We start from the raw sequence: 24,182 nt of genomic DNA on the forward strand, positions 1-24,182 counted from the left end.
TCTTGTTTATTAATCACGACGGAGAGTTGCCATCATGGACCGCTTGACCGAGCTGACCAGCTTCGTACGCGCCTGCGATACCGCCAGCTTCTCGGCGGCAGCGCGCGAGTTGGGCTTGAGCCAGCCGGCCGTCAGCCAGCAGATCCGTGCACTGGAAACGCGTCTAGGCGTCCGGCTCTTTGACCGTACGACCCGCCATGTTTCGCCGACGGAAGCCGGCCGGCGTTATCTGGAGCGCGCCCGCGACATCATTGAGCGCATCGAGGAGGCGGACCGCAGCGTCGGCTGCCTCGAATCGAAGATGTGCGGACGTCTTGCCGTCGGCGCGCCGGCCAGCTTCGGCGCCGGCGTGCTTGGCAGCTATCTGATCGAGTTCAAGCGCGCCTATCCGGAACTGTTGCTCGACGTGGCGCTGACCGACAGTTTCGTCGATGTGATCGCAGAGGGGCTCGACGTGGCGATCCGTATGGGGACCATCGATGACGACCGGCTGATCGTGCGCAAGCTCGGGGTGATCGGGCGCTGCCTTGCGGCAACGCCAGAGTATCTCGACCGCAGGGGCCGGCCGCGACGCCCGGAAGATCTCGCCGACCATGATTATCTGCTTTACGCCCACATCAGGAAGCGCGATGTCGTGCCGCTCACCGGCCCGGGCGGCGAAAAGGCCGAGGTGCGAATCCGGCCGGCCATGCGCTCCGACAATTCGCTGCTCAATCATCAAGCGTTGCTGTCCGGCGTCGGCATCGGCCTCGGGCACAGGGTGACACTCGATCCGCTCATCGCCGAAGGCTTGCTCGAACTTGTGCTGCCGGACTGGCACTATGCGCCGCACCATGTGCATGCGGTCTATCCATCGAACCGCTTCATTCCGTTGAAGGTTAGGCGGTTCGTTGCCGGCTTCGCCGACCACCTCGCCGCGATGGGTGCGTTCGTCGATGACAAAAAAGCATGTACATCCAAGGAAACGGCGCCGGCCCAGTGAAGTCTGACGTTTGTACGCGCAGGGAAATGGCGGAGACGGGGGAGTCGAGATGTGGCGCGGCGGAGATAAGGCGTAGCCCCGCGACCGCGCAGTGAGTAGCTGTCGGGTGGACGGTAGCCGCAAAGCCTGGAGGCGGTCGACCTGACACCGTTGCGGCTGCTGCTCCCGCAGGACACATGAACTGCCCTTCATGGTCAGTCCTCCTGCCGATCGAGAAACCGCTTCACGGCGCCGAGGAACACACCGCGCCCTGCGGCCTCGCGGTCGAGATGCACGAAGTGGGTAGCGTCCGGGATGTTCAGGCGTTCCGCTTTTGGTGCTTCTTCCACAATTGCCTTCGCATCCTCCGGTCGGCTCCAGAAATCCCGTCCAGAACGGATAACGAGCACCGGCATGGTGAGCGCCGCCGCCGACCATTGCCGGCGATCGAACGCGAGTTCGAAGCTGTCGGCCATGGCGCCGCTCGGTGACCGGAAACTCGGCGGCTGGCGCGTCGACGCCGTCTCGTCGGAGGCGAGTGCCGCATCACCGTAGGCCGCGGCCACCGCGGGATCGCGCCACTGAGCCTTTTCCGCGGCCGGGATGCTGTCGTCCCAGGCGGTGAACAGGCTCGGACGTGTATTCAGCCGATAACCGCCAAACGCATGGACATTGAACGTCCCGGGCCGATCCGGATTTTCGAGCGGCGAGCCGGTGCCAAGAGTGGGATGCTGGTCTGAGCCTCCATACAGGGTGTTGTAGAGGATGAGCCGATCAACCGTCTGCGGCAAGCGGCTGGCATAGGCGCCGGCCCAATGCCCGCCGGTGGCCCAGCCGACGAGGCTGATCCTCGAAACATCGCTCCATTTCGCGATGCCGTCGACCGCTGCGGAGATATCCGCCACGACGTCTTCGGTGCGCATCAGGGGAGCGGACTTGTCCGGCGGCCTGTCCATGGCCGCAGGACGGCTCGATGCGCCGTAGCCGCGAAGATCCAGGACATAGACAAGGTGCCCGTCCGCCGCGAGGTCGGCGGCAAGCGATCCGCCCGCAACAGGCAGATCGAAGGACGCCACGCCGGGCACGCGTGCGCCATGGATGAGGAGGACGGCGGACTTGGGTTCGGACGCTGCGCCAGGACGGCGCACCTCCCGGACGAAGTGGCGCTCGCCCGTCGGTAGTTCGACGAACCTGTCGGCCCTGACGAGATCCGGCTCGCCTGCCGGGACTGGAGCCGCAGCCATGATGGCTGCGGCGAGCACAAGGGGAAAGGCGGTGAAATGGGACATGACGACATCTCCGATCGCAATCGCGTTTCGCAAAGGTGGCGGTGCCCTGTCTCGAAATCCGAGACTAGACGGCGGCCGTAAGTTCCTTGCATTGGCCCTCATTGCGTCTTACGTTTGGCGCATCGATCAAGTGAGGGTATTATAATGCCGGAGACTGCAACCCTGTCCTCGAAGTTCCAGATATCGATCCCCAAGGCGATCCGGACCGCCCAGCATTGGGAAGCGGGTTTGACCTTGGCCTTCATCCCGAAGGGAACGGGCGTGCTACTCGTCCCTGTGCCGAAGCGGGAAGCGCTGAAGGGGCTGGCGAAGGGCGCTTCGGCGACGGAATATCGCGACCGGTCGGACCGTTTCTGATGGTGCTCGTCGATACCTCGGCTTGGATCGAATGGCTGATAGACTCTCCGACTGGAGAGCAGGTGGCAGAGCATCTGCCCGAGCGAGCCGACTGGCTCGTTCCGACCATTGTGCAGTTGGAACTCGCAAAATGGCTCACTCGCGAAGTAGGCGAAGACAAAGCCGATCAGACCATCGCCTTTACGCAGGTCTGTACGGTGGTCCCGCTTGACACGGAAATCGCCCTGGCGGCCGCCGAAGCCTGCCGGAAGCACAAATTGGCGACCGCAGATGCGATCATTTTCGCGACCGCTCGGGCGCATGACGCGACGCTCCTGACTTGCGACAAGCATTTCGAGAGCCTGCCAGTCGTCACCCTCATCGAAAAGATCTAGCGCTGACATTGTTGGGCCGGGGTGATGTCGGCTCCGGCAGTTCACGACCGAGGGCGTGTGAAAACTCGGCACGTCGGTCAAGACGTAGAATTTTCTCCTTTGCCCAAGCGAACAGAAGCGCGCTCGTATTCGACGCGGCTCGCTCGTGAAGGTCGTTCTCCACCCATTGCAGACATTCAAACTGGGATGTCGGCGTAGCTCGTCACAGCACCCCGCCCGTCATCCCAACATTTCAATGGCAGACCACACAGGCCGGACCGGCGATGCGAAGCCAAAGGCCGCACTTTGCGACATATCACCTCTCGAAAAGCCTCGGCTGCATGCTAAGAGACTCAAAACAGCAAACGGACTGAACTGAGGAGCGGCCGGCATGCAAGGCGAAAACAAAAAAGCAGCCCGGTCGGACCTCGATGAGGCCGCCCTCTATTTCCACAAGCACCCACGCCCTGGAAAGCTTGAAATCCAGGCGACAAAGCCGCTCGGCAACCAGCGCGATCTGGCGCTTGCCTATTCGCCTGGCGTCGCGGCGCCCTGTCTGGAGATCCGCGACAATCCGGCAGCCGCCGCCGACTACACGGCGCGGGCCAATCTGGTTGGTGTCGTCTCCAACGGTACGGCGGTGCTCGGCTTGGGCAATATCGGCCCGCTGGCCTCCAAGCCGGTGATGGAAGGCAAGGCGGTGCTGTTCAAGAAATTCGCCGGCATCGACGTCTTCGACATCGAGATCGACGCGCCTGACATCGAGCGGATGGTCGAGACGATCTCGGCGCTGGAGCCGACCTTCGGCGGCATCAACCTCGAGGACATCAAGGCGCCCGAATGCTTTGAGGTCGAGGAACGGCTGAAGGCGCGCATGGCCATACCGGTCTTCCACGACGACCAGCACGGCACCGCGATCATCGTCGCCGCCGCCGTGCTCAACGGGCTGGAATTTGCCGGCAAGACGATCTCCGACATCAAGATTGTCACCTCCGGCGCCGGGGCAGCGGCCCTCGCCTGCCTCAACTTGCTGGTTTTGCTCGGCGCGCGCATCGAAAACATCTGGGTCACCGACCGTTTCGGCGTCGCCTACAAGGGCCGCGTCGACGAAATGGACCGCTGGAAGGACCCCTATGTGAAGGACACCGAGGCGCGCACGCTGGCCGATGTGCTGCCGGGCGCCGACGTGTTCCTGGGTCTTTCGGCCGCCGGCGTGCTGAAACCGGAATTGCTCCAGCACATGGCCCCAAAACCGCTGATCCTGGCCTTGGCCAACCCCAACCCCGAGATCATGCCGGAAGCGGCACGGGCGGCGCGACCCGACGCGATGATCTGCACCGGCCGTTCCGATTTTCCCAACCAGGTCAACAACGTGCTTTGTTTTCCTTACATTTTCCGTGGCGCCCTGGACTGCGGCGCCAGCGCCATCAACGAAGAGATGAAGATGGCTGCGGTGCGGGCGATCGCAGCCCTTGCCCGCGAGGAACCGTCTGATGTCGCTGCCCGCGCCTATTCCGGCGAAACGCCGATCTTCGGGCCCGATTTCCTGATCCCCTCGCCGTTCGATCCCAGGCTGATCCTGCGCATCGCGCCGGCGGTGGCCAAGGCCGCCTGCGACACCGGCGTCGCGACACGGCCGATCACCGACTTTGCGGCTTATATCGACACGCTCAACCGCTTCGTCTTCCGCTCCGGCCTGGTCATGAAGCCGGTGTTCACGATGGCCAAGACGTCGAGCGCCAAGCGCGTCATCTATGCCGACGGCGAGGACGAGCGCGTGCTGCGCGCCGCCCAGGTGGTGCTGGAGGAAGGCATCGCCGAGCCGATCCTGATCGGCCGCCCGCATGTCATCGAAGTCAGGCTGAAACGCTACGGGCTGCGCATCAAGCCGGGGGTCGATTTCGGCCTGATCAATCCCGAGGACGATCCGCGTTATCGCCACTATGTCGACCTTTTGATCGAGCTCGCCGGCCGGCGTGGCGTCACGACGGAGGCCGCGCGCACCATGGTGCGCACCGACAACACGGTGATCGCCGCACTTGCCCTCAAGCGTGGCGACGCCGACGCCATGGTCTGCGGCCTGGAAGGACGGTTTGAGCGGCACTTGCGCAATGTCACCCTGATCATCGGCCCGCGCGCCGGCATCAAGGATCACGACCTGTCGACGCTCTCCATGCTGATCTCGCAACGCGGCATCATTTTCCTCACCGACACCCATGTCACCGTCGATCCGACCGCCGAAGAGATCGCCGAGATGACGGTGCTGGCGGCCGAGGAAATCCAGCGCTTCGGCATCGAGCCCAAGGCCGCCCTGCTGTCGCATTCGGATTTCGGCTCGCGCGATTCGCCAAGTGCGCTCAAGATGCGGCAGGCAGCGGCGATCCTGGCGCGCATCGCGCCGGACCTGCAATGCGACGGCGAGATGCATGCCGACTCGGCTCTGTCGGAGCCGCTGCGCCAGCGGGTCTATCCGCATTCGCGGCTGAAGGGCGAAGCCAATCTGCTGGTCTTCCCCAATCTCGATTCGGCCAACATCACGCTCACTGCGCTGCGCGCGATGATGGACGCGCTGCATGTCGGCCCGATCCTGCTCGGCACCGACAGGCCGGCGCATATATTGACGCCGTCGGTGACATCGCGCGGCGTCGTCAACATGACGGCGCTCGCGGTGGTCGAAGCGGCCCACAAGGCGCAAGCGGTCGTAACTCTGGGCTAAGGCAATCGCTTCAGGTCTGCGCTGCCCCTCATTGCCCTGCCGGGCATTTCTCCCGGTATAGTGACGGGGAGAAAGACGCCTTCGCAAACGATTTCGCCAATCTCCAGCGTTGCAAAAAGTGTGCCGAGGTTGCGGCCAGCCCCTTCTCCCCGTCACTATACGGGGAGATGATGCCGGCAGGCAGATGAGGGGCGGCGCCGACGTTGCATTGGTCACGCCCAACAAAACGCAATTTGACGGGTAAGCTAAATAAACAGTTAACCGCGGACGCGGTAACCTTCGCAACGGACGAGGCAAGCGGAGTTCCGTATGGGCGGAGGGTGGAAGCTGACGCGCGCCGCAGCACTGCTCGGTGCCCTGGCATTGTCAGGCTTTGCCGCCACCGAACTGCAGGCCGCCTCCGGTGTTTGCCGGCAGCTGGAAGCCGATCTCGCGGCCGCTTCGCGCGGTGGCGGCACCAAGCCAGCCCTGCTCAGGAAATATGACGATGCAATCGTGCGGCAGCGCCAGCAGATTTCAAAGGCCGTCAGCCAATCCAGCCGCGCCGGCTGCGGCTTTTCGCCGTCGCGCCGCAACGCCAACGCATGCGCCACACTCGACGCCACCATCGATCGGATGGCAGCCAATCTCGACGGCTTGCAAGCCACGCGCGCTGAACTCGCCGGCGACGGCTCGCACCGCAATCGCGCACGCATATTGGCTTCGCTCGACGCCAATGGCTGCCGCGATGATGCGGCGCCGCCAAAGCCGGCACCGGGCCGCGACGCCAGCCGTGGAACCGGCGAGAAAAACTTGCTCGACCATCTTTTGGGCAGCGACGCAATTGGACCCGGCGCGTCCGACCGGCCTGAAGAGCCCGATCAAGCCGTGGGTCCGCGCGACATCCGCACCATGCTCGATAATGCCGACGACATGGGCCAGCCGCACGGCAAATTCCGCACCATGTGCGTGCGCACCTGCGACGGCTATTTCTTCCCGATGTCGAACGCCGCCTCGCTGGGCGATTTCGAGCGCGACCAGAAGAACTGCGATTCGAGTTGCCCCGGCACCGAGATGCAGGTGTTTTATGCGCGCGGCTTTGGCGACGACTCGGGCGGCATGACGTCTTCGGTAACCGGCAGGCCCTACAGCGAGCTGCCGACCGCCTATCTCTACAAGCAGCCCGCGCGTCCGCCGGCCTGCGGCTGCAACGCCGCGCGAAATTTCGAGATCATTGCCGGCAACCCGCCAAGCCCGGAACAGGCTGCCCCCGCCGACCCCGAGAGTTTGGCCAATGGCGAAGGCCGGCTCGATCGCGAAGCCATCGAGCGCCCCGCCGCAAAACCCTCGCCGACGACCTTGCCGCCACCGGAACAGCGCAAGGTCAGGGTCGTCGGGCCAACGTTCCTTCCCGACCCAGCAGCGGCAACAGATCTGCAAGCTCCGGCCCCGAGGGCTGGCCTGTAAGCGCCAGCCTGAGCGGCGTGAACAGCGCTTTGCCCTTGCGGCCGGTTGCTTCCCTGATCCTGCCGGTCCACTCCTTCCAGACCGACCCGTTCCAGGGGTCTTCCGGCAAAAGATCGAACGCCTGGCGAAGGAACTCGCGGTCGGGGTCGGAAAAGTCCGGCTGCTCCTGCGGGCCGTCGCGAAGTGTGCGCCACCAGATTGCGGCGTCGGCCAACCTGTCGAGATTGCCGCGAACCGCCAGCCAGAACGGCTCCGCCTGTTCGCCGGAAATGCCGAGCACGATCAGCCGGTCGCGCGCCTCGGAAAACGGCATATGGTGCAGCAGCGTGCGATTGAGCACGAAAAGCTCGTCCGGATCGAATTTGGCCGGGGATTTCGATGTCGCCGCCGGATCGAAGCGCTCGGCAAGCTCAGCCATCGTCTGCACCGCGACGACATTTTCCGAGGTGCCGACGAGCACCGCCAGCGAGGCGACCGCCATCGGCTCGATGCCGGTCTCGCGCAGGCTTTCGATGGACAGCCCGCCACTCCGCTTCGACAGGCCCTCGCCCGATGCGGTGGTCAACAGATTGTGGTGGCCGAACACCGGCGGCTCGGCACCCAGCGCCTGGAACAAGGCCAACTGCACGCCGGTATTGGTGACATGGTCGTCGCCGCGGATGACATGGCTGATCCCCATCTCGATGTCGTCGACCACCGAAGGCAGAGTATAAAGATAGGTGCCGTCCTCGCGCATGAGAACCGGGTCGGAAAGCGAGGCTAGGTCGACGGTTTCCTCGCCGCGCACCAGATCGTTCCAGTGGATTTCGGTGCGCTCCGGCTGCAGCGGATCGCTGGTGAAATTGGGCAGCAGAAAGCGCCAATGCGGCCGGCGGCCATCGGCCTGGTATTCGGCGACCTGCTCAGCCGTCAGCGTCAGCGCCTCGCGGCCGTAGACCGGCGGCAGGCCGCGCGTGCGGCGCACCTTTCGCCTGAGATCGAGCTCTTCCGGTGTTTCGTAGCAAGCATAGAGAAGGCGCGCCGCCTTCAATTTCTCCACCGCCGCATCGTAGAACTCGAAGCGCCGCGACTGGTATTCCGTGGCGTCGGGAAAGATGCCAAGCCAATGCAGGTCGTAGAGGATGGCGTCGGAGAATTCCTGTGTCGAGCGCGCGACGTCGGTGTCGTCGAAGCGCTGGATGAAGCGGCCCTTGTTGTTCATGGCGAACAGCCAGTTGAACAGCGCAGTGCGGGCATTGCCGATATGAATGCGGCCGGTGGGTGATGGGGCGAAACGGACGGTAACTGTCATGAATGGGGCGTACCGGATGGTTTTGCTGTTGACAAGACACGCCCCCGCGCTTGGCCGCAGACATAAGACATGACGAAGGCGATGAGAAGGCGGCAGCGACGCGCGTTTTAGCGCATCGGCCCGAAAATCGGAACCGATTTGCGGAAAGCACGATGCGCAGATTCAAAGTTGTTAGAGCGTACTTTGTGCGTCCAAGGGGACGCACGTCGCTCTAATCGGCCCGAAAATCGGAACCGATTTGCGGAAAGCACGATGCGCAGATTCAAAGTTGTTGGACGCGCGCGGCGCCGCAAGTCGTCAGATCGCCAGCCCCTTGGTCAATTCGAGCGCCTGGCGCTCGAACAGCCGGCGGTAGATGCCGCCTTGCAGCCGGATCAGCTGATCATGCGAGCCCTCCTCGACAATGCGGCCGCGATCGAACACCAGGAGCCTGTCAAGCGTTCGCACCGTCGAAAGCCGGTGCGCGATGACCAGCGTCGTGCGGCCGACCATCAACCGCTCCATCGCCTGCTGGATCAGCACCTCCGATTCCGAATCGAGGCTCGATGTCGCCTCGTCCAGAATGAGGATCCGCGCATCGGCAAGGAAGGCCCGCGCGATCGCCACCCGCTGGCGCTCGCCGCCCGACAATTTCACGCCGCGCTCGCCGACCAGCGTGCCATAGCCTTTCGGCAGATCGACGATGAAATCGTGCGCGCTTGCCAGCCGTGCGGCATGCTCGATCTCGGCCTGCGTCGCGCTCGGCCGGGCATAAGCGATGTTTTCGGCCAGCGACCGGTGGAACAGGATCGGCTCCTGCTGGACGATAGCGATCTGTCCGCGCAGCGACGCCTGCGCCACCCCGGAAATATCCTGGCCGTCGATCAGGATCGTTCCCGCGTTCACGTCGTAAAGCCGCTGGATCAGCTTGACGAAGGTCGTCTTGCCCGAACCCGAATGGCCGACCAGCCCGACGCGCTCGCCCGGCGCGATGTCCACCGAAAAGTCGCGATACAGCGGCAGTCGGTGGCTGCCATAATGGAAGGTGACGTTGTCGAAGCTGATGCGGCCGTTGGTGATGCGGATCGGCCTGGCGCCGGGCACATCCTCGATGCCGAGCGGCTCGAACTGGAAGTCGACCAGTTCCTCCATGTCGTTGATCGAGCGCTGCAAATTGCGGATGTGCGTGCCGATATCGCGCAGATAGCCTTGCAGCACGAAGAACGAGGTCAGCACGAAGGTGACATCGCCGGCGCTCGCCTGCCCCCACGACCACAAAAGCAGCGAAAATCCGATCACCGCTGTTCGCAGAAGCAGCAGCATCGATCCTTGCGTGGTGCCGTTGATGGTGCCGCGCACCCAGGTGCGGCGCGTGCGGGCGCGCCATCTGGCGACGACCTTGGCGAGGCGTGTTTCCTCGCGTTCCTCGGCGCCAAAGCCCTTGACCACGGCGTTGCAGCTCACCGCATCGGCCAGCGAGCCGCCAAGGCGCGTGTCCCATGCATTGGCAAGCCTTGCCGCGGGCGCGACATAGCCAAGCGACAGCAGCGCCGTCACCGCGATGAACAGCACCGAGCCTGCGGCGACGACAGCACCCATCAGCGGCCAGAACCAGCCGAGCAGCAGCGTCGAGCCGACGAGCATGACGACGGACGGCAGCAGCGCGATCAGGATCGTGTCGTTGAGCAGGTCGAGCGCCCACATGCCGCGGGTTATCTTGCGCACGGTCGATCCGGCGAAGCTGTTGGCGTGCCAGTCGGTGGAGAAACGCTGGACCCGGTGGAAGGCGTCGGCGGCGATATCCGCCATCATCTTCAGGGTCAATTCGACGATGGCCATGAAGGCGAGGTTGCGCAGCACGACACCGGTGAGCGCCAGCGCCACCAGCATCGAAAAGGCCGCCATCGCCGCGTCCCAGGCGACATCGTCGGCCGCAGCACTGCTGGCGACGGCGTCGACCAGCCGGCCGGAATAGAGCGGCGTCAGCACGTCGGCCAAGGTCGACAGCAGGAATGTGCCCATGATGAGCGAAAGCCGCCACGGCTGGCGCCGCCAATGACTGAGCGTGAAGCCAAGGACGCTGCGAAAGGCGCCGGCGCGCAAATCGATCTGAAAACGAGCCATGATGTCATTCGGGCGCAAACGAGCCCGGTCCCGGTAAGGTCGAAACTGAGAAAACCGCGTTGGGCGCGTGAGTGCCCGGGAATGCGGAAGGTTCGGCATATTGGCGGCTCGCCCGAATACGGGCGGCGACCGGCATCGACGAATGCCTGCTGTCAGATTGCCTGGCCATGAAGGTGAAAACCTTCCGGCGCGCCCTCTGAAACCTAGGCTTCGCGGCCTCGCATAACGATGTCAAATCCTGGCATTCGGTCCTCCCGTTAGAGCGACGTGCGTCCATTCGGACGCACAAAGTACGCTCCAACTTCTTGAATCTGCGCATCGTGCTTTCTGAAAATCGATTCCGATTTTCAGGCCGATGCGTAGGGATCGCGGAGACGCCTTTATAGAGACGCGTCTACGCCGCGCCAAGCCAGCAGGTTGCCGAAAGCGCATCTGGTCCAACTGGTGAGGCGATTTTGCAACAATCGCGGGTTGTGCACTTCCTCGCGGCAGCCATTTTCACAGGAGCAAAAAACGGCGATCTATCCGCCGTCCCTGAACCGGTTGGTGATGGGATAACGGCGGTCGCGGCCGAAATTCTTTTTGGTGATCTTCACGCCCGGCGCTGCCTGCCGGCGCTTGTATTCGGCGATGTAGAGCAGGTGCTCGATGCGCGTCACCGTTGCCCGGTCGTGGCCGCGGGCCACAATCTCGTCGACACCCATCTCGTTCTCGACCAGACACTCTAATATGTCGTCCAGCACCGGATAGGGCGGCAGCGAGTCCTGATCCGTCTGGTTCTCGCGCAGTTCCGCCGACGGCGCCTTGTCGATGATGTTGTTCGGGATCACCTCGCCGGAAGGGCCCAGCGCACCCGGCGGGACATGCGTATTGCGCCAGCGCGCCAGCGCATAGACCTGCATCTTGTAGAGGTCTTTTATCGGGTTGAAGCCGCCATTCATGTCGCCGTAGAGCGTGGCATAGCCGACCGACATCTCGCTCTTGTTGCCGGTGGTGACCACCATCGAGCCGAACTTGTTGGAGATCGCCATCAAAATGGTGCCGCGCGCGCGGCTCTGCAGGTTTTCCTCGGTGATGCCTTGCTTGGTGCCCTCGAAAAGCTGCGTCAGCGTATGCAGGAATCCCTCGACCGGCTCGAAGATCGGCACGATGTCGTAACGGCAGCCGAGCGCGCGGGCGCAATCCTCGGCGTCTTTGAGCGAGTCCTTCGAGGTGTAGCGGTAGGGCATCATCACGGCGCGCAGCCGTTCCTCGCCGAGCGCATCGACGGCAAGTGCGGCGCAGATCGCCGAATCGATGCCGCCGGAAAGCCCGAGCACGACATTCCTGAAACCGTTCTTGTTGACGTAGTCGCGCAGGCCCAGCATGCAGGCGCGGTAATCGGCCTCCTCCTTTTCCGGGATTTTTGACATCGGTCCTTCGGAGCAGACCCAGCCATCAGGACCATTTCCAAGTTGCGCGCCTGCCGCAGCGTTATTTCTATTTTGCGCGCCTGCGGCGGCGCGGTTGCGCTTCCAGGTGGTGACGTTGACCGTTTCCTCGAACTGGCTCATCTGGAAGGCCAGCGTCTTGTCGGAACCTATGGCAAACGACGCGCCGTCGAAGATCAGCTCGTCCTGGCCGCCAAGTTGGTTGGCATAGATGATCGGCAATCCGCATTCGATGACCTGGCGGATGACAATCTGGTGGCGAACATCGACCTTGCCGCGATAATAGGGCGAGCCGTTCGGCACCAGCAGGATTTCAGCACCGCTTTCGGCCAGCGTCTCGCAGACGCCGACATCGCCCCAAATATCTTCGCAGATCGGAATCCCCAGGCGCACGCCGCGGAAATTGACCGGCCCCTGGATTTCAGGGCCGGGCTGGAAGACGCGCTTCTCGTCGAATTCGCCGTAGTTCGGCAGATCGAGCTTGTAGCGCTCGGCAAGGATCTTGCCGCCATCGGCAAAGATGATCGAATTGTGCGTGCCGGTCTTGCGCTTCAGCGGCGTGCCAATAATGAAGCCAGGCCCGCCATCGGCAGTATCGCCAGCGAAATCCTGCGCCGCACGCTCGCAGGCCTTCAGAAACGCCGGTTTCAGCACCAGGTCTTCGGGCGGATACCCAGCAAGGAAAAGCTCGGTGAACAGCACGATGTCGGCGCCCTGGCGAGCGGCATCCGCCCTCGCCTCGCGCGCCTTGGCGAGATTGCCGGCGACATCGCCAACCGTTGGATTGAGCTGGGCGACGGCGATGCGCAATATGTCGGAAGCGGTCTTGTCGGTCATGCCTGCTGACTTAGCGCGACAGAATTGGCCGGGCAATGGCGTTTGCTTGGACCACCCCGGACCGATGAGCTATGTCATTCGTGTCCAGACCGAATGACCTAGGTCATTCGTGTCAGACCGTATGACACATCTCATTCGTAAGACCGATCGGACCGCAGGATACCGATCGCGTCCTATTCGCCCATATATTCGCGCAATGCCTGCGGCCAATGGTTTTCGCCGATCGACATCGCCAGGATGCGCGAAATATGCCGGCGCGGCAGCCCGGTGTCTGCCGCCCAGGCATTGATCTGGTTCTGGATCTTGTCGAGATCCCGCTTCGAGGTCGGGTGTTCGGCGATGTCCAGGCCGGCGTCGCGCAGTGCGGCGGCCATGTCGCCTGAGACGATGAAGGCGTCCCACTCCAGCCACCTCAAGAAATACTGGCCGGTATTGCCGCCGAGCCGGCTGCCATGCTTGCCGAGATAGGCCATCAGTCCAACCTGGTCGTCTTCTGGCCAGTCGGCGAGGAACCTGCCAAAGCCGCCGTGCTCCTTCGACACAAGCTCGACGAAAGCCGCGTTGTCGCGAACCGCCTTGATCTTCTGCGGATTGCGCACGATGCGCTCGTCGGCCGTCAGCTCGTGCCAGAAATCGTCAGGCTGGAACAACAGCCGCTTCGGCTCGAAGCCGAGAAACGCTTGTTCGAAACCCGGCCATTTCTGCTCGATGACGCGCCAGACGAAACCGGCGGCAAAAACACGCTCGGCCATCGTCGACAGGATGCGGTCATCGCTAATGTCAGCCACCGCGGCATTGTCGGGCATCGGCCCCAGCAGCGATGCCAGCACCGCTTCCCCGCCCTTGCGTTTGGCCGCGCGGGCGCGGATTTTCTGAAAATCCATCATTGTTTCCTCACCCTGTCGCGTCAATCTACCACTTCCCGCGCGAACCGGCAGCCTCTAGGTCTATGCGGACGCTGACGACGGAGGCGACAATGAACAAGACGATCGAAGATCTGGCAAACCGCTGGCTGCGGCGAAGGCCGGATGGCCTAAGCCAGATCGAGAGCCAGGTGCTGCAAAGCACGCTCGAACGCACCACGATCGCGAAGGACACCAACAAGGCCGTCGCTTTTCACCAGACGTTTGGCGACCGCCTCGCCGATACCATCGCCCGGATCGGCGGTTCGTGGTCCTTCATCCTGGTCTTCATCGCCTTCCTGATCCTGTGGACGTCAGGCAATGCCTGGCTTTTGTCGCGCGACGCCTTCGATCCCTATCCCTTCATCTTCCTCAACCTTATCCTGTCGATGATCGCTGCGCTGCAGGCGCCGGTGATCATGATGGCGCAGAACCGCCAGGCCGAGCGCGACCGCATCGACGCCGCCCACGACTACGAGGTCAATCTCAAGGCCGAGATCGAGATCATGGCGCTGCATGAGAAGCTGGACGAACTGCGCCACAGCCAGATCGTTGGCATGCGCGACGAGATCGCGCAGCTGGCCGAACAAGTGAAGCGGATCGACGATATCCTGTCGAAGCAGCGGACGCCTTCATGACGGATGCCATCCATAATCTCATCGAGCAATATGGGCTGATTGCCGTCTTCCTGGGCTGTGTCGCCGAGGGCGAAAGTGCCGCCCTCCTCGGCGGTTTTTTCGCGCATCAGCATGTTTTCGTCCTGTGGCAGGCGTTTTTGGCGGCGGCCATCGGCGCCTTTGCCGGCGACAGCTGTTTCTTTATCCTCGGACGAAGCTTCGCCGACCATCCGTTCGTGGTCAAACTGAAGGGCCGGCCGGGTTTCAGCCACGCCTATCGTCTTGTCTCCACCCATCCCGACATTTTCGTGCTGACGAACCGCTTTATCTATGGCCTGCGCCTTGTCGGCGGCATCGCGGCCGGATTGTCCGGCATTGCCGTGACGCGCTTTGTCATTCTCAACGCCATTTCATCGATGGTCTGGGCCGGATTGTTCACCACCATCGGCTATGTGTTCGGGCTTGGCGCGGAGCGCATCGTCGGCCAGGCGTTGGTCCGTCACGAGCGATTGTTGATCGCCCTCGCGATCGGCCTGGCAGCAGCGATCCTCGCCTGGTTCATCGCTCACACAATTGCCAAGAAGGAGCGTAGCAAGGAGACGTGATGATCAGTCGATGCCGAGCGCCCGGCCACGATCGAGGATCAGTGGAATGATCAGGTCTTCCTCGTCGGCAAGGTGCCGGGTCAGCATGGCGATCAGCCGGCTGTTCTCGTCGGCATACACATCGGCGGCAAAGCGCTGCTTGTCCTCGCTCTCGCTTAGCGTGCGGATGAAAGCGTTTGCCGCCTCGGCATTGCGCTCCAGCCCTTCATGGATCGTATGATGATCGGCATCGAGAATCTCGAAGCCGCGCTTCAGCCGGGTCTCGGCCTTGGCGAAGACCGGAAAATAATGGATATCTTCGACATTATGGTGGCCGTCGAGGTGCCCAAGAAAATGATTGAGGCGCGGCGCGAACCAGCGTGCGAACTCCGGCGCCGTCAGCCGACCCTCGCGATAGTCGCCAGTGCCGTTGGTCAGCATGCCGCCGAGCTCGCGGAACATTTCGTGCCGCTGCAGCCACATAGTGGCGATGCCATGGATATTGGCGTGGCCCTGCCAGACCTCGCGCGGGTATTTTTCAGCCAGCCAGCGCAAATCGTCCGGCAGGCCTGCGCGTTCGAGCAGCAGGGAATCGGCGGTCATGTCGGTCTCCTCAGACCATGATCCCGGAAAGTGGATACCGGGTTTCGGAACAGATCATGGGATCAGGTTGTGGTGACCGGCATGTAGGGGTTTGATGGCTAGATCGGTAGCCCCATGATTCGCTCGATGATGGCGATGCCCCAGACGCCGGCAACGATCACCACCGAAATCAGCACCGCCAGCGAACCGCAGTCCTTGGCGAGCTGGATATCGACGTTGAACTCCCGGCTGAACGCATCGCATGCGGCCTCGATGCCGGTGTTCAGCACTTCGACCATGATCAGCAGCAGCACCGCGCCGATCAGCAGCGCATAGCCGCGCCACGACACCGAAACAAACCAGCCGAGCGGCAGCGCAAGCACGAGCAGCATCAGCTCCTGCTGGAAGGCTTTTTCGCTGGAAGCCAATTTGCGAAATGCCCGCACTGAATTGTAGAAAGCATCGATCAGCCGCTGCATGCCAAACCTTTCCGAACCACCGGCAGGGGGATAGCGCAATGGCCGGATCAAGGGAATAAGGCGATCGCTGCAAAAATCATTTGCCGGCGAGCTTGTCACTCATCGGCGACCTTGATCGACGGCGTCGACTTTTCGAACTGCGGCAACCCATCGTCGATCGTGTAGTAGTCGCCCTTGTCGCCGACGAAGATGTGGCATTGGCCCTGAAGTCCGGTGGGCTTGTCGAACAGTCCGGCGAGAACCGAGACATATTCATCATCCTGCGGCTTCCAGAACAGCAACGAGCCGCATGTCTTGCAGAAACCGCGCCTGGCAAACGAAGATGCTTCGTACCAGGTGATGCTTTCCGCGCCCATAATCGTGATGTCTGCATTGGCAACATTGGTTGCAGCGTAGAAATGCCCGCTCTGCTTCCGGCACTGCGAGCAATGGCAATAGATGACGTCGCGCAAGGCCCCTCGCGTCTTGAACCGGACAGCCCCGCACAGGCAAGAGCCGCTATGTGTGTTGTCCATCTCGGGCCTCCCGACGCAGCCGTGATCCTCGGCGTCCCTTGCCAGGATTCCAGTTTTGCAGCGGCCGTGCTCAAGCGAATGCGACATTCGACGGGCGTGTTCCGCACAGCACGCTTTGGACAAAGCGGCAAGGCCGCGCCAACAGCCTCTCGACGGTCCGCCAATTGTTAAAGCAATATCTTTCCATATGAATTTTTGTGCGCTATATTTTCATCAGAAAGGAGACGCTGCCGACAATGCAACCCAATCTCGCCGCCAACACGGCCGAAAATGCAGTGCTGACCAAGGCGACGCTGCGCGCCGCCGACCTGCTGGACATTACCGCCAGGATGCTGGCCTCCATCATCGGGGTTTCGGAAGCCACGGTTTCGCGCATGCGCAGGCAGGAATTCCTGCTGGAGCGTGGAACCAAGCCGTTCGAGCTTGCCGTGCTGTTCGTCCGCCTGTTCCGCTCGCTCGACGCCATTGTCGGCGGCGACGAGACCGTCGCCCGGGCATGGCTGAAGAATGCCAACACGGCCTTCGATGGCACCCCGCTCGAAAAAATCGTGACGATATCAGGGCTTGTCGATGTCATCGCCTATCTGGACTCCCGACGCGCTCTCGTCTGAAGCCGCCAAACGAGGTGGCAAGCATGGGCTCGATGGCAAATACTGGCGCATGGTCGAGGCGCAGCACCGCGTCTCGACATTGAAAGTCGTTGACACGCTCGACGAGCAGGCCGTCCTCGAAGACCTGATCGAGGAAACCAAGCCGCAAATCCCCTTGGAATGCCGGCATCTGCATTATCTCCTGGCAACGCCCTTCCGCTACGGCTCGATCTATCCGCACGGTTCGCGCTTCCGCCGCGCCGGCAGGACCAAGGGCGTCTACTATGCGGCGGAAACCATTATGACCGCCGTCTCTGAGATGGCTTTTTACCGCCTGCTGTTCTTCGCCGAATCGCCGGCTACGCCGTGGCCACGCGACGCCGCCGAATACACCGCCTTCGCCGCAGCGATACGCAGCACAAAGGTAATCGACCTGACGCGGCCGCCGCTCGACCGCGACGCAGCGGCGTGGACGCACCCGACCGACTATGCGGCCTGCCAAAATATTGCCGATGTCGCGCGCGAAGCCAGGCTGGAGGCAATCCGCTATCGCTCCGTGCGCGACCCGAAAGGCGCTAACGTGGCGCTGCTGGCATGCAGCGGCTTTGCCAAGCCGAAACCGCTGGAACCCCACACCTGGCGCATCCGGCTGGGCGCCTTCGGCGTGCAGGCGATCTGCGAGTTTCCGCAAAAGCGGATCGAGTTTTCGAGGACGGCGTTTGCCGCCGATCCCCGGCTCAACGGACTGCGCTGGGAGCGCGGCCGCTAGCCGGATCCTCGCTAAAAACCGGCGGGTGCGTAGCGCAGCAGCGTCACGCCCTGGGTTAGGCTTTCCTTACCAAGCGGCTTCAAGGTCAGCGACAGGCCGGACTGGAAATACGGCTTGCCGCCGCCAAGCACGACCGGGTGGATGTAGAGCCGGTACTCGTCGATCAGACCGGAGCGTGCAAGATGCGCGGCAAATCGGCGCCGGCAACGGTAATCTGGCCATCCGCTTCCGACTTGAGGGATCTCACCACGTTCTCGACATCGCCGTTCAGCAGACGGGCATTGGGTCCGACTTCCCGAAGCGTCGTCGAAAACACGATCTTTGGGGTCTCGCGCCAGGCGCCGGCAAAATCCCGCTCGATCTCGGCACCGGTCTCTCGGTCAGGACTGTCCCAGAAGCGCATCACCTCGTACATCCGGCGTCCGCAGAGCGCGATCGAGGTCTGTCTCATCATGTCGTTGAAATGCCGGTGCAGTTCCCCTTCGGGTACCGGCAAGGCAATGTCTCCGTCCGGCCCGGCGATGTAGCCGTCCAGGGACATCAGCATGGCATAGACGATCCTGGCCATCGGTGCCTCCGTTTATGTCCTCGCGCGAAGATACATAACCGATTGCACATCGCAATCAGTCCATCGCAAGATGCGTGGAATTCAATGCGGAATCAAGAAGCACCGGATTTCTCCGGCGCTTCTTTATCGTGAATTCCGATGGCGACTGAAATCAGCCGTTGACGGCCCGCTTGTGCTGAACCGGGTGGCTCTTCTTGAGCAGGTCCGAGACCAGGAACGCCAGTTCGATCGCCTGGTCGGCGTTGAGGCGCGGATCGCAATGGGTGTGGTAGCGGTCCTGCAATTCCTCGGCGGTGATGGCGCGAGCGCCACCGGTGCATTCGGTGACGTTCTTGCCGGTCATCTCGATATGGATGCCGCCCGGATGCGTGCCTTCGGCGCGATGCACCTCGAAGAAGCTCTGCACCTCCTTCAGGATGCGGTCGAACGGCCGTGTCTTGTAGCCGGCGGCCTCGATCGTGTTGCCATGCATCGGGTCCGACGACCACACCACGCTGCGGCCTTCCTTCTGCACTGCGCGCACCAGCTTCGGCAGATGCTCGGCGACCTTGTCGGAGCCAAAGCGCGCGATCAGCGTCAGCCGGCCGGGCTCGTTTTCCGGATTGAGCAGGTCGATGAGCTGCAGCAAGCCGTCCGGCGTCAGCGACGGGCCGCATTTCAGGCCCAGCGGGTTCTTGATGCCACGGCAGTATTCGACATGGGCATGGTCGGGCTGGCGGGTGCGATCGCCGATCCAGATCATGTGGCCGGAGGTTGCATACCAGTCGCCCGAGGTCGAATCGACGCGGGTCAGCGCCTCCTCGTAGCCGAGCAGCAGCGCCTCGTGGCTGGTGTAGAAGTCGGTCTCGCGCAGCGCGTAATTGGTCTCCGAGGTGATGCCGACAGCCTTCATGAAGTCCATCGTCTCGGTGATGCGGTTGGCGAGCGACTCGTATTTCTCCCCTTGCGGGCTGTCGGACACGAAGCCGAGCATCCATTGATGCACGTTCTCCAGGCTGGCGTAGCCGCCCTGCGCAAAAGCGCGCAACAGGTTGAGCGTCGCCGCTGACTGGCGGTAGGCCATCTCCTGGCGTGCAGGGTCGGGAATGCGCGACTTGGCGTCGAACTCGATGCCGTTGATGATGTCGCCGCGATAGCTGGGCAAGGTCACGCCGCCCTTGGTCTCGTTGTCGGATGAGCGCGGCTTGGCAAACTGGCCGGCAACACGGCCGACCTTCACCACCGGCTGCGCGCCGGCGAAGGTCAGCACCACGGACATCTGCAGGAAGACGCGGAAGAAGTCGCGGATGTTGTCCGCGCCATGCTCGGCGAAACTCTCGGCGCAATCGCCGCCCTGCAGAAGGAATGCGTCACCGGCAGCGACGGTCGCAAGCTGCTTCTTCAGCTTGCGTGCCTCACCTGCAAAAACCAGCGGTGGAAAGGTGGCGAGCTGGGCTTCCGTGTTCTTCAGCGCGGCAAGATCCGGATAGGCAGGAACCTGCTGGATCGGCTTTGCTCTCCACGAATTCGGCGACCATTTCGTCATCGTTGCACCCAAAATTCTTTCCAGCGGGTGCTGTCGCCCGCCATTTCGCCCCAATATGGGGATCGCGGCTCCATACACGAAGCCGATTTCCTATTCTAGACCGGAATTTCGATGGTGGCGAATGGCGCAAGCTCGCCGCCTGTCTTTCCTTCTCCCCTTGTGGGAGAAGGTGGATTGGCGCGCAGCGCCAAGACGGATGAGGGGTGTTGGCCGGAGCGCGGTTTTGCCAAGCTGGAACACCCCTGCCATGAAAGTAACTTCAAACTCTGTTTCATTTCAATCGGATAGCGACTTGGGCCAAGGGCTCGATTTTAAAACCGATATACCAGAGAAAGCGGCCCGCGCACCTTTCATCTACGATGGCGCCCGACGCCGGGCGATGTGTCTCATCCGACCGCTTCGCGGCCACCTTCTCCCACAAGGGGAGAAGAAGGAGCCGGCTGAGCCGCGCTAAGCCGCCTTCTCCACCAGCCTTGCCAGCTGCGTCATGACGACCGCTGAACCGGCCAGCCGCTTTTCAGGTGTCGGCCAGTCGCGGACGAAAACGACGCTGTGGTCCGGCCGGATCTTGGCCAGCGAACCCTGCTCGCCGATGAAGGTGACCAGCCCGACGGGGTTGGAGAACTCGCGTTTGCGGAAATGGATGACGACGCCCTTTGGTCCGGCATCGAGCTTTTCGACATTGGCCTTGCGGCACAGCGCCTTGATGAAGACGATCTTCAAGAGATGCTTCACTTCCTCCGGCAGCGGTCCGAAGCGGTCGATCAGCTCGGCGCCGAAAGCGTCGATCTCCTCGGTGTTTTCGAGATCGCCGAGGCGGCGGTAGAGCGCCAGCCGCAGCTGCAGGTCCGGAACATAGTTTTCGGGGATCATCACCGCCGTGCCGACGGCGATCTGCGGCGACCAGCCGCCATCCTGCACCTCGCCGGAATCCTTGACCTCGGCGACGGCCTCTTCCAGCATCTGCTGGTAGAGCTCGAAGCCGACCTCCTTGATGTGGCCGGACTGCTCCTCGCCGAGAAGATTGCCAGCACCTCGGATGTCGAGATCGTGGCTGGCGAGCTGGAAACCGGCGCCGAGCGTGTCGAGCGACTGCAGCACCTTCAGCCGGCGCTCGGCGGTATCGGTCAGCTTGCGGTTGGCCGGCAGCGTGAACAGCGCATAGGCGCGCACCTTCGAGCGGCCGACGCGGCCGCGCAGCTGGTAGAGCTGCGACAGGCCGAACATGTCGGCGCGATGCACGATCAGCGTGTTGGCGGTCGGGATATCGAGGCCGGATTCGACGATGGTGGTCGACAACAGCACGTCGTACTGGCCGTCGTAGAAGGCGTTCATGATGTCGTCGAGCTCGCCGGGCGGCATCTGGCCGTGAGCGACAGCCACCTTTAGTTCGGGCACGGATTCACGAAGGAAATCATGAATTTCCGCCAGATCGCTGATGCGTGGCACGACATAGAAGGAATGCCCGCCGCGGTAGCGTTCCCGCAGCAGGGTCTCGCGAATGACCAGCGGGTCGAAAGGCGAGATGAAGGTGCGCACCGCCAGGCGGTCGACCGGCGGCGTGGCGATCAGCGACAGTTCGCGCACCCCGGTCAATGCCAGTTGCAGCGTGCGCGGGATCGGCGTTGCCGACAGCGTCAGCACATGCACGTCGCTCTTCAGGTCCTTTAGCCGTTCCTTGTGCTTGACGCCAAAATGCTGTTCCTCGTCGATGATCAACAGGCCGAGATTCTTGAACGAGATCGACGAGCCGAGCAGCGCGTGAGTGCCGATGACGATGTCGACGGTGCCGTCGGCGATGCCTTTCTTGGCCTCTGCCAGTTCCTTGGCGCCGACCAGCCGCGAGGCCTGGGCGACGCGGATCGGCAGGCCGGAGAAGCGCTGCGAGAAGGTCTTGAAATGCTGGCGCGACAGCAGCGTCGTCGGCACCACCACCGCGACCTGAAAGCCTTCCATCGCCGCAATGAAGGCGGCGCGAAGTGCCACCTCGGTCTTGCCGAAGCCGACATCGCCGCAGATCAGCCGATCCATCGGCTTGCCGGCGCCCAGGTCGCCCATGACCGAATCGATCGCCGTCTGCTGGTCGTCGGTCTCCTCATAGGGAAACCGCGCGGCGAATTCGTCATAGAGACCGTCTGCCGGCACCAGCGAAGGGGCAGCGCGCATCTGCCGCTCGGCGGCGATGCGGATCAACTGCCCGGCCATGTCGAGCAGCCGCCGCTTCAGCCGCGCTTTTCTGGACTGCCAGGCGCCGCCGCCAAGCTTGTCCAATGTCGCCTCAGTCGAATCCGAGCCATAGCGCGACAAAAGCTCGATGTTCTCCACCGGCAGGAACAGCCGGTCGTCGCCGGCGTAATGGATTTCGAGGCAATCATGCGGTGCGCCGACCGCCTCGATGGTGCGCAGCCCAATGAAGCGGCCAATACCGTGGTCGCTATGGACGACGATGTCGCCGGAGGACAAAGCCGAGGCCTCGGCGATGAAATCGGAAGGGCGCTTCTTGCGCTTCGAGCGACGGATGAGCCGGTCGCCCAGAATGTCCTGCTCGGCGACGACGACCAGTTTCCCGGTCTCGAAGCCGGATTCGAGCGGCAGTACGGCAAGTCCCGCCTGCCCCGGCTCGAGCTTTTCCGCCTCGGCCAGCGTAGCCACCGGCTCGAGGTTGCCGAGATGGTGCTCGGCCAGGATCTGGCCGAGCCGGTCGAGCGAACCTTCGGTCCAGCCGGCGACGACGACGCGGCGGCGGGCGGCGCGCTCGTCGGCGATGTGTTTTACGACGACGTCGAAGACGTTGACGTTGGGGTCGGCGCGTTCCTCGACGAAGCTGCGGCCATGCCGCGAGCCGGCATGGAAGATTTTCCTGGCGCCGGCGTTGGGCGCGTCGAACGGCGTGAAGTCGATCGCCTCGCGCGGGCCAAGCGAGGCGATGAGGTTTTCCGGCGACAGATAAAGCAGGTCGGGCGGCACCGGCTTGTAGGGGACGGCGTCCTTCAGCGCGCCGTCGGCCTGCTTCCTGCGCGCCTCGTAATGGTCGAGGATCAGCGCATGGCGCTCGGCCAGTGCCTCATGCGCCAGATGGTCGAACACCACAGGCGTGTCCGGCAGATAGTCGAACACCGTCTCCAGCCGCTCGTAGAAGAACGGCAGCCAGTGCTCCATGCCGGCGAAACGCCGTCCCTCGCTGACCGCCGCATACAACCCGTCGTCGCGCGAGGGCGCGCCAAAAGCGTCGATGTAGCTGCGGCGGAAGCGGCTGATGGTCTCCGGCGTCAGCGCCACTTCGCTCATCGCCTGCAGCGCCATCGACTTGCGCTGGCCGGTGGTGCGCTGCGTGGCGGCGTCGAAGACGCGGATCGATTCCAGCGTGTCGCCGAAGAAATCGAGCCTGAGCGCTTCCGTCCAGCCCGGCGCGAACAGGTCAAGAATGCCGCCGCGCACGGCGAACTCGCCGACGCCGCGCACGGTCGGCACCCGCTCGAAGCCTGATATCTCCAGCCGCGACGCCAGTGCGTTCATGTCGATCTGGTTGCCGGGTTTGGCGTGAAATGTCTGCGCCTCGACAAGGCTTGCCGGCGGAATGCGCTGCAGCAGCGCGTTGGCAGTGGTCAGGATGACGGCGCGGTGCGGATTTTTTGCCAACGCGATCATCGCGGTGAGCGCGTCCAGTCGCCGCGCGGCTGCATCCGGGCCGGGCGAAACGCGGTCATAGGGCAGACAATCCCAGGCCGGCAGTTCGAGCACCGGCAGGCCAGGCGCGGCGAAGGAAAGCGCCTCGACGATCGAAGGCAGGCGCTGGCCGTCGCGTGCCACGAACAGCACCGGCTTGTCGGGCGCGATCTCGTGCGCGGCCTGCACCAGCGCGAAGGCTTCGTAACCGTCGGCGACTCCGTCGACGATGAACTGGCCGGCGCGGCCTTTCGGCAGGCCAATAGTGGGAATCAGGCTCATGGAATCACGTATTTCAGAATGTCATCGCCTGGCGCGACGCCAGGATTTTTTGCAGGACGGCACAGTCGATGTCAGCCGGAATCGGCCGCTCGCCGGTGATCACGGGCAGGAATTCGGTATCGGCAATTTCGAGGAGCCTCTCATATTGGTCGAGTTCGTCGCCGGTCAAGGCGCCGATCTCGGCGTCGGCGAAAATGCCGAGAATAAGGTCCATTTCGCGCATGCCGCGATGCCAGGATCGAAACAGAAGCTTGCGGCGGCGGGCGTCGAGCCCCTCGCTTGATCGTCTCGTTCCGGTCATCGTCCAGCATCCTTGCCTG

At 63.0% G+C, this 24,182-nt stretch carries 22 protein-coding genes; 9 read left to right on the top strand and 13 right to left on the bottom strand.

Annotated elements, in window-relative coordinates; translation table 11 throughout:
* The first annotated feature begins 34 nt into the window (after nt 1–34).
* A complete protein-coding gene (locus tag AC0L3H_RS08885) occupies nt 35–982 on the top strand; it encodes a LysR family transcriptional regulator (protein WP_473585195.1) in 948 nt (315 codons plus the stop codon).
* A gap of 194 nt (nt 983–1,176) precedes the next feature.
* Here the strand turns inward: AC0L3H_RS08885 and AC0L3H_RS08890 are convergent, their stop codons facing one another.
* The gene (locus AC0L3H_RS08890; protein WP_473585196.1) at nt 1,177–2,250 is read right to left on the bottom strand and encodes an alpha/beta fold hydrolase; all 1,074 of its coding nucleotides are present in this window, start codon (nt 2,248–2,250) and stop codon (nt 1,177–1,179) included.
* A gap of 144 nt (nt 2,251–2,394) precedes the next feature.
* Between AC0L3H_RS08890 and AC0L3H_RS08895 the strand changes: the two genes are divergently transcribed.
* The 4 genes from AC0L3H_RS08895 (at nt 2,395) to AC0L3H_RS08910 (ending at nt 7,122) form a co-directional block, all read left to right on the top strand.
* Nucleotides 2,395–2,607: an AbrB/MazE/SpoVT family DNA-binding domain-containing protein gene (locus AC0L3H_RS08895; RefSeq protein WP_023801115.1), complete on the top strand. Its 213-nt coding sequence runs from the start codon at nt 2,395–2,397 to the stop codon at nt 2,605–2,607.
* Nucleotides 2,607–2,981, top strand: coding sequence for a PIN domain-containing protein (locus tag AC0L3H_RS08900; RefSeq protein ID WP_473585197.1), 375 nt, complete (start codon nt 2,607–2,609; stop codon nt 2,979–2,981). The genes AC0L3H_RS08895 and AC0L3H_RS08900 overlap by 1 nt, the downstream gene beginning before the upstream one ends.
* A 370-nt stretch (nt 2,982–3,351) precedes the next feature.
* Nucleotides 3,352–5,676: an NADP-dependent malic enzyme gene (locus tag AC0L3H_RS08905; protein ID WP_027155125.1), complete on the top strand. Its 2,325-nt coding sequence runs from the start codon at nt 3,352–3,354 to the stop codon at nt 5,674–5,676.
* A gap of 309 nt (nt 5,677–5,985) precedes the next feature.
* Nucleotides 5,986–7,122: a DUF2865 domain-containing protein gene (locus AC0L3H_RS08910; RefSeq protein WP_473585198.1), complete on the top strand. Its 1,137-nt coding sequence runs from the start codon at nt 5,986–5,988 to the stop codon at nt 7,120–7,122.
* Here the strand turns inward: AC0L3H_RS08910 and gltX are convergent.
* From gltX to AC0L3H_RS08930, 4 genes are all read right to left on the bottom strand, one after another.
* Entirely contained in the window at nt 7,040–8,413 is a 1,374-nt protein-coding gene (gene gltX / locus AC0L3H_RS08915) for a glutamate--tRNA ligase (RefSeq protein WP_287319591.1), read from the bottom strand. The two genes, AC0L3H_RS08910 and gltX, sit on opposite strands and share 83 nt — an antisense overlap.
* 297 nt (nt 8,414–8,710) lie before the next feature.
* Nucleotides 8,711–10,516 carry an ABC transporter ATP-binding protein gene (locus tag AC0L3H_RS08920; protein WP_473585199.1) on the bottom strand — a complete coding sequence of 602 codons (1,806 nt, stop codon included), beginning with the start codon at nt 10,514–10,516 and terminating at the stop codon, nt 8,711–8,713.
* Nucleotides 10,517–11,037: 521 nt separating this feature from the next.
* A complete protein-coding gene (locus tag AC0L3H_RS08925; RefSeq protein ID WP_473585200.1) occupies nt 11,038–12,783 on the bottom strand; it encodes an NAD+ synthase in 1,746 nt (581 codons plus the stop codon).
* Nucleotides 12,784–12,956: 173 nt separating this feature from the next.
* Complete coding sequence (locus AC0L3H_RS08930; protein ID WP_473585201.1) at nt 12,957–13,670, bottom strand: DNA-3-methyladenine glycosylase I; 714 nt, start codon at nt 13,668–13,670, stop codon at nt 12,957–12,959.
* A gap of 89 nt (nt 13,671–13,759) precedes the next feature.
* Here AC0L3H_RS08930 and AC0L3H_RS08935 point away from each other — a divergent pair, with 89 nt between their 5' ends.
* Entirely contained in the window at nt 13,760–14,323 is a 564-nt protein-coding gene (locus tag AC0L3H_RS08935) for a DUF1003 domain-containing protein (protein ID WP_473585202.1), read from the top strand.
* Entirely contained in the window at nt 14,320–14,907 is a 588-nt protein-coding gene (locus tag AC0L3H_RS08940) for a DedA family protein (RefSeq protein ID WP_128183150.1), read from the top strand. The genes AC0L3H_RS08935 and AC0L3H_RS08940 overlap by 4 nt, the downstream gene beginning before the upstream one ends.
* Before the next feature lie 3 nt (nt 14,908–14,910).
* Here the strand turns inward: AC0L3H_RS08940 and AC0L3H_RS08945 are convergent, their stop codons facing one another.
* The 3 genes from AC0L3H_RS08945 to AC0L3H_RS08955 all read right to left on the bottom strand — a co-directional run bounded on the left by AC0L3H_RS08945 (nt 14,911) and on the right by AC0L3H_RS08955 (nt 16,462).
* Nucleotides 14,911–15,489, bottom strand: a complete 579-nt coding sequence (locus AC0L3H_RS08945) for a hemerythrin domain-containing protein (RefSeq protein ID WP_473585203.1) — start codon at nt 15,487–15,489, stop codon at nt 14,911–14,913.
* Between the two features lie 98 nt (nt 15,490–15,587).
* Nucleotides 15,588–15,947, bottom strand: coding sequence for a diacylglycerol kinase (locus AC0L3H_RS08950; protein ID WP_091593617.1), 360 nt, complete (start codon nt 15,945–15,947; stop codon nt 15,588–15,590).
* A gap of 95 nt (nt 15,948–16,042) precedes the next feature.
* On the bottom strand, nt 16,043–16,462 hold the full coding sequence (locus AC0L3H_RS08955) for a GFA family protein (RefSeq protein WP_128169005.1): 420 nt from the start codon (nt 16,460–16,462) through the stop codon (nt 16,043–16,045).
* A 236-nt stretch (nt 16,463–16,698) separates the two neighbouring features.
* Between AC0L3H_RS08955 and AC0L3H_RS08960 the strand changes: the two genes are divergently transcribed.
* Together AC0L3H_RS08960 and AC0L3H_RS08965 are read left to right on the top strand one after the other, a co-directional pair.
* Entirely contained in the window at nt 16,699–17,073 is a 375-nt protein-coding gene (locus AC0L3H_RS08960) for an MbcA/ParS/Xre antitoxin family protein (RefSeq protein ID WP_091593990.1), read from the top strand.
* The gene (locus AC0L3H_RS08965; protein ID WP_473585204.1) at nt 17,033–17,821 is read left to right on the top strand and encodes an RES family NAD+ phosphorylase; all 789 of its coding nucleotides are present in this window, start codon (nt 17,033–17,035) and stop codon (nt 17,819–17,821) included. The genes AC0L3H_RS08960 and AC0L3H_RS08965 overlap by 41 nt, the downstream gene beginning before the upstream one ends.
* Before the next feature lie 11 nt (nt 17,822–17,832).
* Here AC0L3H_RS08965 and AC0L3H_RS08970 read toward each other — a convergent pair whose 3' ends face one another.
* From AC0L3H_RS08970 to AC0L3H_RS08990, 5 genes are all read right to left on the bottom strand, one after another.
* Entirely contained in the window at nt 17,833–18,063 is a 231-nt protein-coding gene (locus tag AC0L3H_RS08970; protein WP_473585267.1) for a dihydrofolate reductase family protein, read from the bottom strand.
* Nucleotides 17,985–18,389 (bottom strand): dihydrofolate reductase family protein, encoded by a 405-nt coding sequence (locus tag AC0L3H_RS08975; RefSeq protein ID WP_473585205.1) that lies wholly within the window; start codon nt 18,387–18,389, stop codon nt 17,985–17,987. The genes AC0L3H_RS08970 and AC0L3H_RS08975 overlap by 79 nt, the downstream gene beginning before the upstream one ends.
* A gap of 151 nt (nt 18,390–18,540) precedes the next feature.
* On the bottom strand, nt 18,541–19,914 hold the full coding sequence (locus AC0L3H_RS08980) for a class II 3-deoxy-7-phosphoheptulonate synthase (RefSeq protein WP_473585206.1): 1,374 nt from the start codon (nt 19,912–19,914) through the stop codon (nt 18,541–18,543).
* A gap of 450 nt (nt 19,915–20,364) precedes the next feature.
* On the bottom strand, nt 20,365–23,862 hold the full coding sequence (mfd, locus tag AC0L3H_RS08985; protein ID WP_473585207.1) for a transcription-repair coupling factor: 3,498 nt from the start codon (nt 23,860–23,862) through the stop codon (nt 20,365–20,367).
* Between the two features lie 13 nt (nt 23,863–23,875).
* Complete coding sequence (locus AC0L3H_RS08990) at nt 23,876–24,163, bottom strand: FAD assembly factor SdhE (RefSeq protein ID WP_473585208.1); 288 nt, start codon at nt 24,161–24,163, stop codon at nt 23,876–23,878.
* Between the last annotated feature and the right edge of the window lie 19 nt (nt 24,164–24,182).

Source organism: Mesorhizobium sp. WSM4816, assembly GCF_055811535.1.

Coding starts and splice junctions, on each gene's coding strand:
- AC0L3H_RS08895 (WP_023801115.1), top strand. CDS start 2,395: ATGCCGGAGACTGCAACCCTGTCCTCGAAGTTCCAGATATCGATCCCC.
- AC0L3H_RS08905 (WP_027155125.1), top strand. CDS start 3,352: ATGCAAGGCGAAAACAAAAAAGCAGCCCGGTCGGACCTCGATGAGGCC.
- AC0L3H_RS08955 (WP_128169005.1), bottom strand. CDS start 16,462: ATGGACAACACACATAGCGGCTCTTGCCTGTGCGGGGCTGTCCGGTTC.
- AC0L3H_RS08980 (WP_473585206.1), bottom strand. CDS start 19,914: ATGACGAAATGGTCGCCGAATTCGTGGAGAGCAAAGCCGATCCAGCAG.
- AC0L3H_RS08945 (WP_473585203.1), bottom strand. CDS start 15,489: ATGACCGCCGATTCCCTGCTGCTCGAACGCGCAGGCCTGCCGGACGAT.
- AC0L3H_RS08950 (WP_091593617.1), bottom strand. CDS start 15,947: ATGCAGCGGCTGATCGATGCTTTCTACAATTCAGTGCGGGCATTTCGC.
- AC0L3H_RS08975 (WP_473585205.1), bottom strand. CDS start 18,389: ATGGCCAGGATCGTCTATGCCATGCTGATGTCCCTGGACGGCTACATC.
- AC0L3H_RS08890 (WP_473585196.1), bottom strand. CDS start 2,250: ATGTCCCATTTCACCGCCTTTCCCCTTGTGCTCGCCGCAGCCATCATG.
- AC0L3H_RS08960 (WP_091593990.1), top strand. CDS start 16,699: ATGCAACCCAATCTCGCCGCCAACACGGCCGAAAATGCAGTGCTGACC.
- AC0L3H_RS08990 (WP_473585208.1), bottom strand. CDS start 24,163: ATGACCGGAACGAGACGATCAAGCGAGGGGCTCGACGCCCGCCGCCGC.
- AC0L3H_RS08940 (WP_128183150.1), top strand. CDS start 14,320: ATGACGGATGCCATCCATAATCTCATCGAGCAATATGGGCTGATTGCC.
- AC0L3H_RS08935 (WP_473585202.1), top strand. CDS start 13,760: ATGAACAAGACGATCGAAGATCTGGCAAACCGCTGGCTGCGGCGAAGG.
- mfd (WP_473585207.1), bottom strand. CDS start 23,862: ATGAGCCTGATTCCCACTATTGGCCTGCCGAAAGGCCGCGCCGGCCAG.
- AC0L3H_RS08900 (WP_473585197.1), top strand. CDS start 2,607: ATGGTGCTCGTCGATACCTCGGCTTGGATCGAATGGCTGATAGACTCT.
- gltX (WP_287319591.1), bottom strand. CDS start 8,413: ATGACAGTTACCGTCCGTTTCGCCCCATCACCCACCGGCCGCATTCAT.
- AC0L3H_RS08925 (WP_473585200.1), bottom strand. CDS start 12,783: ATGACCGACAAGACCGCTTCCGACATATTGCGCATCGCCGTCGCCCAG.
- AC0L3H_RS08920 (WP_473585199.1), bottom strand. CDS start 10,516: ATGGCTCGTTTTCAGATCGATTTGCGCGCCGGCGCCTTTCGCAGCGTC.
- AC0L3H_RS08930 (WP_473585201.1), bottom strand. CDS start 13,670: ATGATGGATTTTCAGAAAATCCGCGCCCGCGCGGCCAAACGCAAGGGC.
- AC0L3H_RS08965 (WP_473585204.1), top strand. CDS start 17,033: ATGTCATCGCCTATCTGGACTCCCGACGCGCTCTCGTCTGAAGCCGCC.
- AC0L3H_RS08910 (WP_473585198.1), top strand. CDS start 5,986: ATGGGCGGAGGGTGGAAGCTGACGCGCGCCGCAGCACTGCTCGGTGCC.
- AC0L3H_RS08885 (WP_473585195.1), top strand. CDS start 35: ATGGACCGCTTGACCGAGCTGACCAGCTTCGTACGCGCCTGCGATACC.